Raw genomic sequence first — 15,720 nt, 5'->3', positions numbered from 1 at the left:
GCCCAACGCACCGAGGCCCAGGAAAAAAATCAGAAGTCGTAACTGACGGAAACCTTCAGCGTGCGTGGCTCGCCCTGGAACAGATAAGTCCCGGTATCATCAATACCTGACCAGTAATTCTCGTTGGTGACGTTATCGACCCCTGCACGCAAAATCATCTGGTTCTGATTTTGATTGAGTGACATACGGTAACGCACACCTAAATCCAGTGTGGTAAAACTGTCGAGTTTCTTGGTATTTGCCGCGTTGGCATACTGAGCGCCAGAATGGTTCAGCCGTGCCGTCGCGGTGAGTCCTTCAACAGGTTTAATATCATATTCAGCCCCCAGCACCGCATAGAAGTCCGGTACGCCGATTGCCGTCTTACCGTCGTTGACACCGTTTTGATTTTTACTGAGCGTCGCATCCAGCCACGTTGCACTGGCGTTCAGCCGCAGTCCTAACACCGGTTCACCAAATACATTCAGCTCCACGCCACGATTACGCTGCTCACCGTTGATTGCGTAATACCGGGTCTGGCTATCCAACTGCGCAACCGGCATTTTGATTTCAAACAGCGCCAGTGAACCGCCTACACGCCCAAAGTCTGTTTTGACTCCAACCTCATTCTGTTTTGCATGGATGATTCCGGTGCTTTGACCGTAGTTCACCGCACTGCTTGGCGCGGTGCTGCCAGGCTGTAGCGATTCGGTATGATTCGCATAAAGAGAAAGTTCCTGCCACGGCTTATATACGACACCGTACGTCGGCATCCAGCGGCTGTCATCAAAACTGTTCTTAACGTTTTCAGCGCCTGTTTCTTTGTTGTAATCACGTACCACGACCTTTTGGTGGCGGGCACCGACGGTAAACAGAAGCTGATCATCAAGCACGCCCAACGTATCGCTGAGTAACCACCCCTGGCTACGCGTACGTCCACTGGTTAACGGATCGCTATAGTTACCTCCCGTCGCCGTCACCGCTGGTTTTGCTACAGCTTGCGTATCGTAGATATTGACGTCCGGACGTGCGGCACGTGACCCCATGCGCCAGGCGATTTTGTCTTCTTTAGTGACGGCGGAATAGCCTACATTAACCTTATGTGACACAAAACCCGTATCAAAATTCCCGCGCAGCCCTGCCATCCCGCTGAACGCATCAATAATACGATTGGTATCAAGGCGTCCGGCTTTGGCGTCACCGGCCTGGTTGTATATTTCCGGGGCACTGTACAAACCAATTTCATGCGCGTGCTGCGCACCTAAACCAGCATAAGCGGTCCAGTTATCGGTCAGATCATATTCCGTGCGCGCCATTCCGAACTCATTTTCAATATCGCTATAACCCCATCTCTGGCTATAGTTGTGCGTATTTTTCGGCAGATCGGGGACAAATGGTACATAGTAGACATTGATCCCCATGTTACCGCCGTGAAACGTCTTTTTTTGATACCCGACGTCTAATGAACTGCGGAAACGGTCGCCACGGTAATCCAGTCCCAGCGATGCCAGCGTGGTACGACGTTTATCGTCGTCAACCGCCCCCTCCCCTTCACGATGCAACAGATTCACACGGGCGCCGGCCTGGTTATTGTCACCAAAACGACGTCCGGCATCGAGCGACGTTCCCACCTGTGAGTCACTGGTGTAGTCCATACCAAGGCGTGTGATCGGCGTATCGTCTGCATGCTTGGGTTCAAGATTAATCATTCCGCCAACGCCGCTACCGGCCGCGCCATTGAGCAATCCATTCGCGCCTTTAAAGATTTCAACGCGATCGATCATCTGCGTATCCACCACCTGGCGCGGCAGCACACCGGATAATCCACCAAAGGTCATATCATCGCCGTCAAGTTTCAGACCGCGAATACGGTATGTCTCTGCGTAGTTACCGTAGCCTTGCACCGCCTGCACGCTCGCGTCATTGGCGACAACATCGGCTACGGTCTTAGCTTGCTGATCTTCGACCAGTTTTGAGGTGTAGCTTATAACGTTAAATGGCACATCCATGGCATTTTGCTGACCAAGCATCCCCAGCCTGCCGCCATTGGCGACCTGGCCGTCGAGAAAAGCAGGCAGTAACGTATCGCCACCGGGTTTAAAATCACGTCCCTCTGCAGCCTGTACGACAATGGTATCTTCCGCTTCTGTCGGGGTTTCAGCAGCATTCACCGTGCCGGAAAGCGCGCCAATAGTAGCGGCCAGCACAGTTTTTCTCATTAATTGTGCGTATGTTTTAGTGTTGTCCATAGCCATGCCATTTAAAGTCTGACGACGTTGCCGGAGAGCGCCCCGGCAACATGTTGTTATTATTTATTCAGTTCAATACGCACCACGTTATCTGGCGCGGAGGTGGAGTGGTCTTTATTGAATTTCTGTTTCACGGTGACAAACAAGGTTTGGCCATCAGCAGAGAGCAACAGGCTGTTTGGATTGGGGAGGAGCTCCCAGCTTTTCTTCACGCTGTAATCCGTTGCGTTCAGGCTAAGCAATTTTCCGGAATCACGCTGGGTAATATAGATTTCATTACGCTTCGCATTGAATTTCACCGCCAGAGAATCCCCGATATCCAGTTGTTTGAGCAGCTTGCCCGTATGAATATCCAACACCAATGTCGTTTTCGCTTTGGAATTGTCGGTGACAAACAGGCGACCGGTTTGCGGGTCTTCCGCCATATTCAACAGCAACGCGGGTTTATCGCCCAGCGGCTGCCAGCGTTTTTCAACGCGCTGAGTACGCGGGTTGATAACCAGGATTTCACCGCCGCCATTTGCCGCATAAATACGCTGCGTCATTTCTGAGTAATGCAGTCCGGTCATCCATTTACCGGTATTTTTAATCCGGGTTTTTAGTTTCAGCGTTTCGGCATCAACCACCCAGATCACCGCCGGATCGGCAACGGCGCCAATATAGAGCAGACCGTTATGCAGCAGTACCTGACGCGCACCGTATGGGAAACCTTGCGGGTTACGTTCCGGGAACAGCACGCGATTCTTCACTTTGCCGTCTGCGGCATTCAGCGCGCTTAGACCACCATCCAGAGAGTTGGTGACATACACCGTTTTACCGTCTGGCGAGATAGCCATACCAAAGTTTTTCAGATCGGTGTGGCTCAGACCGATGGTCTTCAGCGTTTGCGGATCCAGCTTGTAAACCACCCCACCCTGAACATCTTTGAACCCTTCCGCGCTGGCGACGTACAGCGCATCACCCGCAGGACTCAGCGCCATTTCATACAAGCCGTCAGCCAGTGCGCGTTGCTGAATATCCGTTGCTGCCGGTGCGATTGCTTTTTCCTGTGCCAGCGGGTTACTGGCTGGCGTGGCGTTAGCTGTGCAGCCACTCAATGCAACGGCAGCCAACAATGCCAGAGCGGATGTTGTTTTTTTCATTGTCAGGATCCTTACCAGAATTCACGCAGATTGTTAATATCAAAAGAGAATGAGAACTATACGCATTATCTTTATCAGATCAAGAATAATTAGCCGGTGAATAAAAAAGATGAAACGAGGGTTTAAAGACATGAAGAAGTGCGCGCCAGTACCGCTTTTTCATAATTACAGTTAATTATTCTGGACGAAAAGGCATCGCAGGCCACAGAATGCACTTTACTGTTTTTCCAACATTTTCAAACGGGTGAACCTGTCGTGGTTCAGTCACTCGTTTTTGAACCACGCCAGGCAACGACTGTCATGAATAAGATCATTAAACGACTTGAGATCGTCAAAAGCGCCATCGAACTGGAAGATGAAGAGATTATTTTCCAGCAGCTGGCGCATCTGAAAAATGAACCTTTGCCAGTCATTCCCGGCGTCATCGTGCAGGCGATTGAAGAACGGCGTTTCGGCGATGCCCTGCGTGAAATTACGCACTGGCTACAATCCCAGCGCGCAGTATCAACGTGGCAGGACCCCGGCATTGCCGCCAGTAAGCTCGAACTGAAAGCGCTTGAAACCCAACTGCGTGATCTGATTGATAAGCGCAACACGCGCATTCAAATCCTCGATGATTTCAATGACCTGTATCATCTTCGCCTCGGACCGTTAATGAGCCGAATTCTCGAACTGCGTAAGCAGTTGGCCGCCAGCGCACAACGTAAGCAGGAAGCAGAACGAAAACGTCGCGAAAAAGATTATCAGTCCTGTCTGCACTATATTTCACAGGCCGTTGATCAACTGGCGAAACTCAAGCAGCACTGGGTAAATCTGAGTTCGGACTCCCGCGAATCCGTGGAAACTCGCCAGCGCATTCAGCAACAGACTGAGCTTATCACCGCCCTGCTGGCGGAAATTCGTGAACTGGAAAACGACTTTTCTCGCCAGGACGACAGCGCGACCCGTCAGGCACAGGAGGAAGCCAGCCACGAATATGATGAATATCAGGAACAACAGCAGGATGCGCAGCACCGCTACACCCGCGACCAGCGGCTTTCAGCGGATGAACGTAATGAGTTAAAACGCCTGTGGCGTCAGGCCAGTCGCCTTTGCCACCCGGACGTGGTAGCGGATGACCTGAAAGAGAAAGCCCATCAGATGATGGTGCAGCTTAATCAGGCACGACAAAATGCCGATCTGGCCGCAGTTCGGGCATTGCTGACCCAGTTACAAAGCGGACTCGAACCGATGATGGCAAGTGACCGATTAAACGATCTGCAGCATTTACGTAGCAAGATTCAGCAGCTCAGGGAGCAAATTAATGCGCTGCTCAAAGAGATTAGCGATCTGGAAGCGGAAAACGCCTGGCGTCTTGCTACTTCAGTAACAGACAAAGAAGCCTACTTCTCCGATCAGCAACGGGCACTGACCGAAATCCGCACTACGCTGGAAATGCAGGTACAACAAGTGGAGCAAGAGCTATTGGCTGGCTGAGAAAATGCGCGTACAAAAAGCAGACAAAAAAGCGGCTGCAAGACTGATTTTCAGATTAAGCACAAAAAGCTTACTTCAGATTAAACACCTTAAAATATTAACAAAACAAGAATATAAATCTAAATTATTTTCATTTTCAGCCCATTAATTCAAATTAAACACTATTTTCTCCTTCCAAACATTTAGCTCCTTCCCTGCCCGGCCTTTGATTAAGAATTCTCCTGGTTGTTTCCTACCCCGTTAAGAAAATCACATATCTGTTTGAAATTAATAACAATTAACAGTATTCCCCCTCTAAACCTATAGGAATCCCCTGTCATTATCGAATCGACGGACACAAAACTTCGCAGATCAATAAGCGAAATCTATCAATCATCTTCACAGAGGTGATATAAACGATTTATCTTAAATTTTAACAAAGTGTAATATCCACTTTAAGAATAGTTAATGATTTAAATAAAGACAGATATTATCTGTTGATATCCGAATAAATAAGGATACGTTCAAAGCAAAGAGCGAAATATACCCGTCATACTTCAAGTTACATATGCGTTGGCTGCGTTAGTTCACCTCAGCCACATAGTATCTGTACGCCAGGGAATTCTCTCCCCGGACTTCCTGTAACTTGAATTATTTAGGGCATACGAGAATTAATTAACATTTCATGCATCGCGAGAAACTCTTTTTTAACCAAAAAAAGAGGCGACTGCTTGCACCAAAATTTCAAGGAGATCGTTATGTCTAAAGCTATTTTTTGGGTGACTCAATTTACCCCTGGCTAGGCATGCGAGAAATCCTACGTGGCTCATCATTATATATTGATATCGCGTACCATTCCTCCCAGACGCTTTCTGCCGTCCAAACGCTATCTTATGAAACGGATTGCATCATTATTAATCCTGACAAGTCAGATTTTTTAAAATATGCCAGGATTATCCGCAACATGGCTATACGACCATCCACAACGATCATCGTGTTAGCCGATGAAGCCACTTTTTCTATTTTTCAAACAGTGTGCGGAATGGCCCTGCAGTTCCTCGATCAGGACACCAGTCTTGATCAGCTATTGCAAACAATCACTCGTATCATCGACAGAAAAATCCACGCAATATCAAAGAACTACAAACAAAAATAACGACCAACGAATTCAATGTGATGATGATGCTAGCCCGCGGGTGGTCACTGGCACAAATCGCCGGAGTATCGCAAAAAAGCGAAAAAACAATCGGGGCGTACAAAAGCAACATTGCCAGAAAGCTGGGTAAAAGTAATACCCGGCTCAAGTACACCATTTCTCACTATAGCCAGCCGTAACTGACTTATTTAAGGATAGTAATCACAGTTAATTATTAACAGATTTTCTTTCGGCTCATTTTTTAATTCCGCCTGGCCCGGAAGGGATCGCTATTTTCGAAAATCGACATACCGGGTAGCACATCCGCGTGCCAACCATCGCCAACAACTCAACGCATTAACACATACATAACAGGAATGTAAACGAGGGTTATATATGAATAAGGTTTACAGCATTATTTGGAACGCGGCACTCGGCATCTGGGTTGTCGTCTCTGAATTAACCAGAGGTAAGAAAAAAAGCAGTTCACGTAAAACTGTTGCGGTACTGGCCGCCAGCGCATTAAGTGGCGCTACGATGATGGCCTCAGCTGCGCAGATTACCACTACGGGCGATCGAAATATTTCTGACGACTTCCAGAACGGTATTTCTGCGGGCGTTTATCAGGTTCCCCACGACTACGGCTTCTTATATGAAAATAATACTACCAGTCAGACACTCAATATCAGCGGCGCAATCCCGACGATTAATCCGGGTCAAAGCGGCGTTGTAGAATCAACCACCATCAGTGAGTTACTGCGAACAGGAAAAATCACGCTGCAGGCTACCAGCCCAGGCCAGGGTGCAAAAACAATCACCACAGCAGAAGAGCTGGCGGAATACCTGACGTATAACCAATCGGCTACGCCTTCTCAAAGCGAAAACTTCGAGGTGGTTGACCCGGCATTCCCGGACGGCACAGAAACCATTAAGGTCTATGATACCAATGTGTTAAGTCGCTTTCTTACTAAATCGCAAATCGGCGATTCCGTATTAAATACTTATGATGCAACCAGGTCTGAAATCTATAAGCAGTTTGGTATCGCGCTGGCAACCAATGGTGCTACGGCCAACCTGAACATAGGTAATGACACGCTCAATGTACGCGACAAAGCCAATACCATCGAGTTACTGGCCAAAGACTCCTCCTTACTGGAAGCACAAGGCGCCAACAGCCAGGTAAACTGGCAGTCTGACAACTATATAAAATTTAACGCAGCACCCGTGATCCCCACACAAACGTTCACCGGCTCAGCGCAAACCTCTGTCTTTGGCGATGATGTGTCGCTGATGACTTATGGCTATGATGCAGATGGCAAGGTTATCGAAACCGGGGTGCGCACATTCACCATTACCAGTACGCAGGAGTTGGCTGATTTTAACGACTTCCTGTTGGGCAGAAGTGCCGACGCCGCAGAAAATGCCAATGGCGATAAGGTCAGCCAAATCCAATTGTGGCTGGAGGCTGAAGAGGTCACCACCGTCACAGCAGCACAAGCAAAGTATGCCGGGTATATCGATAGCTTAATTAATTCCAGTCAGCCGTCTGATGAACTCACCTGGGACTACAAAGTCTGGACCGATGGAAAGTCACATATCAACAACGCCACTGCCGCCCGCGGTGAGTTGCATGCCATTTATGCCAACGGCGCTGGCACCACCGGTACTCTGAACAAAGAGGCGATAATTGCCGTTGACGGCAGTATCAATGGCGTCATGAAAGCCATTGACGGTGGGGTTATCAACAACCTCGGCGAGCTGAACGCGCTACGCAGTTCTGGCGGGCAAAGCCTGGCGATTGGCATGTTGGCGCAAAACGCCGAGGCAACCAACCGCGGGACTATCAACTCAGGTCTGTTCATTGATAAAGATGGTAATCAGAACGTTAACAGCTACGGCGCATTCGGTATGCAGGGACAAGGTACCAGCGTTATCACCAACGAAGGCACCATCAACCAGGCGATCACCACCGATAACTTCGGCACCGCATCTGCCGCCGATCCCTGGAGCAAGGATAAACCTGATACTTCGCTGACGTTGGCTATTGGTATGCAGTTGTCCGGCGAGGCAAAAGGTGTCAATAACGGCAATATTAACGTCGTCGACGGACGTAAAAACGGTGCATCTTACGGTGACGGCACCGCCTTTGGCGTGGAAGTCGCGGGAAATGCGACCTTTACCAACAGTGCTGATGCCGCTATTTACCTTGGTCGTGACGCAAGTAACCTGACCCAGGATGTCATCATGCCAGGTGGTGCCAGCCTGAGCGCCGGAATTATGACCAAAAGCGCCAAAGAGGTTATTAACAACGGTCTCATCACGTTGGGCACCGGTGTCAGTAACGCGGCAGGAATTTTGATCGGCAACGCAACAGGCAACGTACTGAATACGGGCAACATCGTCATCAATGGTAATGGGGATGCGGGGAACAACAAGAACTACGGTATCTCCGTGCGTGACAGCGGCACGGAAAATAATCAGGAAATCCGCAACGACGGCAAGATTAACGTCAACGGCACGAATAACGTGGGGATCCACGTCAGCGCCAATAACAAAAATGCCGAAGTAACCACCAGTGCCACAGGCTCTATTATCGTGGGCGGTACGGGTGGCATCAACGATCGTAACTACGCCATCTGGGCTGAAGGAGGCGCCAAAGGTCAGGCCGTGGTCAACGTCTACTCCAACATTACGCTGGACAAAGCCGGGAACATCGGCGTACACGTGCGTGATAACGCCATTGCTAACGTTGATAGCCTGAGTAGCCCGGTGTTCAACAACACCGATCAGATTGGCTATTATCTGTATGGGAAAGACGCGATCGCCAATATTGGTCAGGCGGTGATGAATGACAACGGTCAGGATCGCACCACCATTTTCCGTATCGCCAATGGCGCATTGCTGGCCGGTAACACCACCCCTCCTGGCGGCCAGGCCAGCTCCAACCTTGACCTTACCCTCAGCGGTAAGAACTCCGTTGGCGTTCTCGCTACCGGTGCAGGCAGTCAAGTCGATACTGGTGAAGCCACATTTACCGTGCAGGGTAGCGATTCCGCAGCACTGGTCATCGAAGGCGGCGCCAGCGGTAATATCAGCGACAAAACCACCATTAATTTAACAGGTGAACGTACCGTTGCCGGGGTGGTTGATGGCCAGGCGCATCGGTTGAATGGCAGCGCAGAGGGTAATGCCACCAGCACTACGCTTACTTCAAACGCGAAGATCACCTCTGAAGCCAGTGGCAATGAAGTGATCGCCTATATAGCGAGAAATCTGGGTAACCTGATCCTCGATACCAAATCAATTATCGATCTGGCCAGCATCGACAGTATCGGCGTGGACGTTCAACAAGGCGGTAGCTTAACCAACAACTCCTCCAGCGCCCTGCATGTCAGCAACGGCATCGGCGTTCGCGCGTCGGGTGCCAGTGCACAAATTAATCAACTGGGCCAGGTTAAGGTTGATGATGGCACCGCTGGCGTATTACTGACGGAAGGGGCCAGCCTGCAGATTAACGGCATTAGTGGCGACAGCATTACCACCAACGGTACTGCTGATGGCATTCGCCTGGCAGATAAAGCCGGCGACCTGTCAGCGCAGCATGTGAAGATCCGTGCTGATGGCACGGGCGCAGGCATTCAAAACGATGCTAACAACACCAATATCACACTGCAAAATGTGACCATCGATTCCAACGATGGCGCGGGGATCCGCACCAGCGTAGCCCTGAACATGAAAAATGGGCTTAACAACATCCTTAACGTCAATGGTAAAGGTACCGGCTTCGCTTTTGAGCAGCACGACGGGAGCGCGACAACGGGTAACCTGGACATCGGCACAGGCTATACCATTGAGGTACTGAACAGTGAAGGCAGCGGTATCCGCGCCAATACTGATGGCCGCATCGACACCAAGGCCGACATTAACGTACACGACAGCGCTGGCGGTTCGGCAATCATCGCGAAAAACGTCAGCGCGTTAACCAACCGTGGCAAGATTATCTCTGCCAGCACCACCTCCCCGGTAATCGACGCCAGCGGTGACAGCAGTAAAGCCATTACCAACACCGGCACCCTGCAGGCCATCACCGACACTGCGGTGGCCATTCAGTCTGGTAAAGGCAATGACACCATTGATATCAGCGGCGGTGTCACCAGCGGCGTAATCAATACCGGTGAAGGTATGGACACCTTCAACTGGCGTAGCGGCACCTATGCCGGTGAAGTGAATTTCGCCGGTACTGGCGGTAACAATAAAGCCAACATCGGCAATGTGACGCTGGAGAACACGCGCCACATCATTACCGCTGCCGGTACGGGCAACGCCCTCACCTTCACCGATACAAAAGATGCGAAGATTGGAACGCTGGTCAGCGACAACCTGACTACCGGCACGAATATTGGCACCGGCTGGGATTCGCTGACACTCAGCGGGTCAAACGCGGATGTCCGCATCGTTGAAAACCTGAGTCTGGCAAGCAAAACTATTGCTGTAAACAATGGTGCAACGCTGCGCACCGGCGACCATGTCGAGCCAACCAGTACTGCCGCCAGTATTGGCGACTACAATGTCACAACCCAGGGCGCAGGCAGCAGGGTTATCTTCGATACCCAGGGTGATAACACCGCGGCGCAAATCTATAACGGTACTATCAGCGGTGACGGGAAGTTTGAACGTGCGGCGGGCGGCACCACGGTCTTTACCGCCAACAACAGCTACACAGGCTCTACCACCATTGCGCAAACAGGTACGTTGCAGTTAGGTTCCGGCGGAAACACGGGCGAAGTCAGCACCGAATCTGACATCATCGATAACGGCATACTGGCAATTAATCGCGCCAACGACGTCCTGCTGAACGGCGTTATATCCGGTATCGGTGCACTGCAGCAAATAGGTGGCGGCATTACCCGTCTGACCGGCAACAACACCTATACCGGCGACACAACTGTCACCCATGGCACGCTGTTGGTGAATGGCGATCAAAGCGCGGCACGTGGCGCAACCACCGTCAGCGGCACCTCCACACTGGGTGGGAATGGCATTATCGGCGGCAACGTGTTGATGAACGACGCCACAACGATTAGCGCTGGTGACGGCGGTGCGGGTACGTTATCCATTAACGGTAATCTGCAGCTTGGCAGCAAAACGACTTCCGCCTTCGAACTGGGCCAGGCCTATACGCCGGGCGGTAAGCTGAATGACCTGATTAACGTCACAGGCGATCTGCAACTGGACGGGACTCTGGATGTCACCACGTCATCGGGCGGGAATTTCGGGCCTGGTGTGTACCGTATTTATAACTATGGCGGTACGCTGAATAACCAGACGCTGGAGTTAGGTGCTGTACCGGACACTCAGGATAAGAGCAACATCTTTGTCCAGACCTCTATCGACAAACAGGTCAACCTGGTGAACGCCAACGGCGTTACCCTGCAGTTCTGGGACGGTGCAACCGTCAATCAGAGCCATGGTGCATCCGGCATCGAAGGCAACAGCAAGATTGACGGTGGCGATGGTAAATGGATGGCGATCGGTGCTCAGGGCGACAACAACTGGACAACATCCACCGGTGAGGGCAACGCCCCGTGGGCGCAGAAATCCTTTGCTGTCTTCACCACCAAGGGCGGTACCGTTACCGTGGATAACGCTGCAGGTGAGGTTAACTTCTCCGGGGCACAGTTTGATGCCGATGGCTATGTCGTAAAAGGTAATGCACTTAACGCATATGCCACCACGGAAAGCGCGACCCACGCAGGCCAGACGCCGGGAACCGGTGAGCTGATGCTGCGCGTCGGAGCCGGTGGCGCGGGGCAAAACTATACCGCGACCATTGAGTCCGTCATCCGTGAAGCCAGCACCAACGACAAACTGACACTGGTGAAAACCGACCTCGGTCGCCTGATCCTCAGTGGTGATAACGCGTATCGTGGCGGTACGCGCATTGATAGCGGCACGTTGCAGATCTCCTCCGACAACAACCTCGGACAGAGCGGAACCGATTTGGCGATTAACAACGCCTCGACGCTGCAATTAGGCGCGGATTTGACCAGCAATCGCACCATCGAGCTGGGCGCCAATGCTAATGCGGCCGTATTCGATCTCAATTCGCACCACTTCACGCCGACCGGGGAGATTACCGGTGATGGCAAACTGAAAGTCACCAGTAGCTCAAGCGATGCCGGCAGTATTCTGACGCTCGACCGTACCAACAGCTACAAAGGCGACACAGAAATTGCCGGTACCGGTAATAGCAACAATGTGACGGTCAATGCCAGCAAAACCGGCGTGTTCGGCAGCAACGAGAGCAGCACCATCACGGTTAATAATGGGGCAACGCTCAACGTCAGCGGCGCAGACACCCGTCTGCAATCACTGACCATGAACATTGCCGACAGCCTGTTAACGCTGGCCGATACCGTCACAGCAGCCAGTGCCAAACTGAATCTGACAGGTAAAGCCAAAGCCGTACTCTCAAACAATGCAACAGCCGGTGACGCGACGGTCAGCGTGGCAAAAGACAGCACGCTGGCGCTGGAAGACAATGCCAGCGGCGGGAATGCCATGGTGACCAACAGTGGGCTGATGACCATGGCCGATGAGGCGATGGCAGAAAATACCCGCGTGGTTAACCTTGCAGGCGGTCTGGTAGATGTCAGCGCAGTCAACAGCAAGACTTCCATCGGTTCATTGTCCGGTGCGGGTAATGTCGAACTGGGTAATAAGCAACTGTCGCTGGGGAATCTACACCTTCCAGACACCATCAGCGGCATTATCAGCGGCAACGACGGCAGCCTGGTGAAAGTGGGTAACGGTACGTTAATCCTGACAGGCGACAACACCTACACCGGTATCACGGATGTCAATGAGGGTGTGTTGCTGGTCAACGGCAATCAATCTGCTTCTACCGGACAGGTCACAGTGAAATCGGGTGCCACCCTCGGTGGAAACGGTATTATCGGCGGCGCGGTTGATGTGCTGGACGACGGTCATATTACCGCCGGTGCCGCCATCAACAGCGTGGGCAAACTGACCACCGGTTCACTGACGCTGAGCGATAACGCCCAACTGGATTATCAGTTTGGTCAGGCTTATACCCCGGGCGGTGCTTTCAACGACCTGATCGACGTGAATGGCTCCCTGACGCTCGACGGTAAGCTCAACATTGAAACCTCACCGGGCGGTAGCTTTGATGTTGGTGTCTATCGCGTCATCAACTACACCGGCACATTGACTAACAATGTGATGGATATTGCTAACGCGCCGGAAGCGGCTGACAGCCTGTATGTACAAACATCGGTGAAAAATCAGGTCAACCTGGTCAACCATGCCGGACTGACGCTGCGCTTCTGGGACGGCACCGGCGGTGAGAATGGCGAGCTGAAAAATAACGGCGTCATCAACGGCGGCGACGGTATCTGGCAATCCAGCCAGGGGAACGACAACTGGACCACCGATGAATCGACACCAGAAGGCGCGCTGAATGCACCGTTTACCGATGCCGCATTTGCCGTCTTCCAGGGGGAAGCCGGTAATGTGACCGTCGATAACAGTAAAGGCGATGTCATCATCAGCGGCGCGCAGTTCGCTACCGATGGTTATCGCGTCGGCGGTGAAGCCATTACTACCGATACCGCCAATACGTTGATTCGCGTCGGTGATGGTACGGTCGATGGCGTCAACTACACCGCAACCATTGACAGCGTGATCCGCGGTACCGGTGGTCTGAATAAAGGCGACCTCGGTACGTTAATTCTGACGGGCAACAACACCTACAGCGGCGGCACGACTATCACGTCAGGGACGCTTCAGGTTGCAGGCGATACCAACCTCGGCGCAGCAGAGACCGGAATCACCTTTAACGGCGGTACGCTGAAATATGGTGAAGCGTTTGATACCGCCCGTCAGGTGACGCTGGAATCTGGTGGTGGGACATTCGACACCAACGGACATGATGTGTCCCTGCTGACGGAAGTCGAAGGTAACGGTCAACTGACCAAAACCGGTAAAGGTTCACTGACGCTGACGCTGGATAACACCTATACCGGCGGCACCACCATCGAACAAGGTGTATTGCAGCTCGGCACGGGCGGTACGATAGGGAGTATTGAAGGGGATATCGTTGATAACGGCGTGCTCAACGTTAATCGCGCCGATACGTTGGCGTTAAGCGGAAACATCAGTGGTGCAGGCCAACTGCATCAGACCGGTAGCGGTACAACGGAGCTGCAAGGCCAAAACAGCTACAGCGGTGCAACGCTCATCACCAGCGGGGTATTGCAAGCCGGTGATACCAATACTCTGAGCGCCGCCTCGCACCACTATGTTGTCGCGGGCACCACCCTGAATACCCAGGGTTATAGCCAGACAGTCGCAGGGCTGAGCAACGGTGGCGATGTGTCGCTCACCGGCCAGCAACCAGGCACAACCTTAACGGTTAAAGGGGATTACAGCGGCGAACAAGGCACTATCAACATGGCTGCCCGGCAGAATGCCGGCGGCACAGGTATTGCTGACCGACTGATTATTGATGGCGGTAAAGCCAGCGGAAGCACGCTGCTGGATGTCGACGGCTCCGGCCTTGGCGCACCGACCGTGGGTGACGGTATCGAAGTGGTCACGGCGCTCAACGGTGCAACGACGACGGCGCAAACGTCGCGGGATGCCTTCCATCTTGTCGCTGAACGTATGGCTGCGGGTGCCTTTGAGTATCAGCTCCACGCCGGAAACGCTCAGGGCCAGGGCGAAAACTGGTACCTGAGGAGTGAATATCGTCCGGAAACCATGCTGTATTCCGGTCTCGCCAGCGTGGTTCGCCAGGGGGACATCAGTCTGTTGGGCAACATGCACCAGCGTATGGGTGATGAGGTTAAACCGGGTATTGATGAAGACAATCGCGCCTGGGCGAGAATGATTGGTTATTCCGGTAAAACCAAACTGGATGATGCAGCCGGTACGCAAACCAGTTCCCATACCATGGGTATTCAGGTCGGCGTCGATATGTACGCCAATGAAAGCTGGAAAGCCGGTATGTATACCAGCATTCTGGATATCGACAGCAATGTAAAAGGCAGTAAAACGGGCAGCAACGGCAAAGGCGGCAACATCGACGACAACGCATTTTACGTTGGCGGTTATGCTACCTGGTTCTCTGGTGACGGTATGTATGTCGATAACGTGCTGCAATACGGGAACCATAAATCCCGCCTGTCAGCATCGGGTAACAACGGCTCTTACACCGTCAAAGGCAATACGCTGACGGCCTCAACTGAAGTGGGTAAAGCATTCCGTTTAGGTGCCAGCGCATGGAGCCTGGAACCGCAGGCCCAGTTGATCTATCAGTACAGCAACTTTGATAACAGCACGCTGGATGGTGTGACCCAAACGAAAGTGAAAATGGATACCGCCGATTCGTTTACCGCGCGTCTGGGCGTGCGTCTGGTCGCGGACTACGACACCAACCATGGCAAGTTCCAGCCGTACGGCCGGGTAAACGTCTGGCAGGGTCTGGGTTCCAAAGATAAAACGCACTTCAGCAACGCGGTCGCCACCACCACGCTGGAATCTTCACAGCAGTACTCCAGCACCGAGGTTGCAGCGGGTCTGTCATGGTCTATCGACCGAAATCTGCAGGTCTACGGCGAACTGGGGACACAGTTCAGCAACGGCAGCAATAAATCGCAGGTTGAAGCCCCGGTCAATGCGTCGATTGGCTTTAAGAAATCGTTTTAAGCAGGCATAAACTCGCAAGCCCCCTGTTCAC

At 52.1% G+C, this 15,720-nt stretch carries 6 protein-coding genes; 4 read left to right on the top strand and 2 right to left on the bottom strand.

Going from position 1 to position 15,720, the window contains the following annotated elements; translation table 11 throughout:
* Positions 1-29 precede the first annotated feature (29 nt).
* The gene (locus OGY19_RS22840; protein ID WP_286597260.1) at positions 30-2,228 is read right to left on the bottom strand and encodes a TonB-dependent receptor; all 2,199 of its coding nucleotides are present in this window, start codon (positions 2,226-2,228) and stop codon (positions 30-32) included.
* Between the two features lie 59 nt (positions 2,229-2,287).
* Positions 2,288-3,370 (bottom strand): YncE family protein, encoded by a 1,083-nt coding sequence (locus tag OGY19_RS22835; protein ID WP_115600798.1) that lies wholly within the window; start codon positions 3,368-3,370, stop codon positions 2,288-2,290.
* Positions 3,371-3,670: 300 nt separating this feature from the next.
* Between OGY19_RS22835 and OGY19_RS22830 the strand changes: the two genes are divergently transcribed.
* From OGY19_RS22830 to OGY19_RS22815, 4 genes are all read left to right on the top strand, one after another.
* Complete coding sequence (locus OGY19_RS22830) at positions 3,671-4,846, top strand: coiled-coil domain-containing protein (RefSeq protein WP_048212354.1); 1,176 nt, start codon at positions 3,671-3,673, stop codon at positions 4,844-4,846.
* A 784-nt stretch (positions 4,847-5,630) separates the two neighbouring features.
* Positions 5,631-5,981, top strand: coding sequence for a hypothetical protein (locus OGY19_RS22825; protein ID WP_286597259.1), 351 nt, complete (start codon positions 5,631-5,633; stop codon positions 5,979-5,981).
* Positions 5,982-6,001: 20 nt separating this feature from the next.
* Entirely contained in the window at positions 6,002-6,160 is a 159-nt protein-coding gene (locus OGY19_RS22820; protein ID WP_286597257.1) for a LuxR C-terminal-related transcriptional regulator, read from the top strand.
* Positions 6,161-6,356: 196 nt separating this feature from the next.
* Positions 6,357-15,689: an autotransporter outer membrane beta-barrel domain-containing protein gene (locus OGY19_RS22815; RefSeq protein ID WP_286597255.1), complete on the top strand. Its 9,333-nt coding sequence runs from the start codon at positions 6,357-6,359 to the stop codon at positions 15,687-15,689.
* The last annotated feature ends 31 nt before the right edge of the window (positions 15,690-15,720 follow it).

It is taken from the genome of Citrobacter sp. Cy070, from assembly GCF_030332245.1.
Lineage (GTDB): Bacteria > Pseudomonadota > Gammaproteobacteria > Enterobacterales > Enterobacteriaceae > Citrobacter > Citrobacter youngae.
This window is presented reverse-complemented; position numbering and strand designations above follow the sequence as displayed.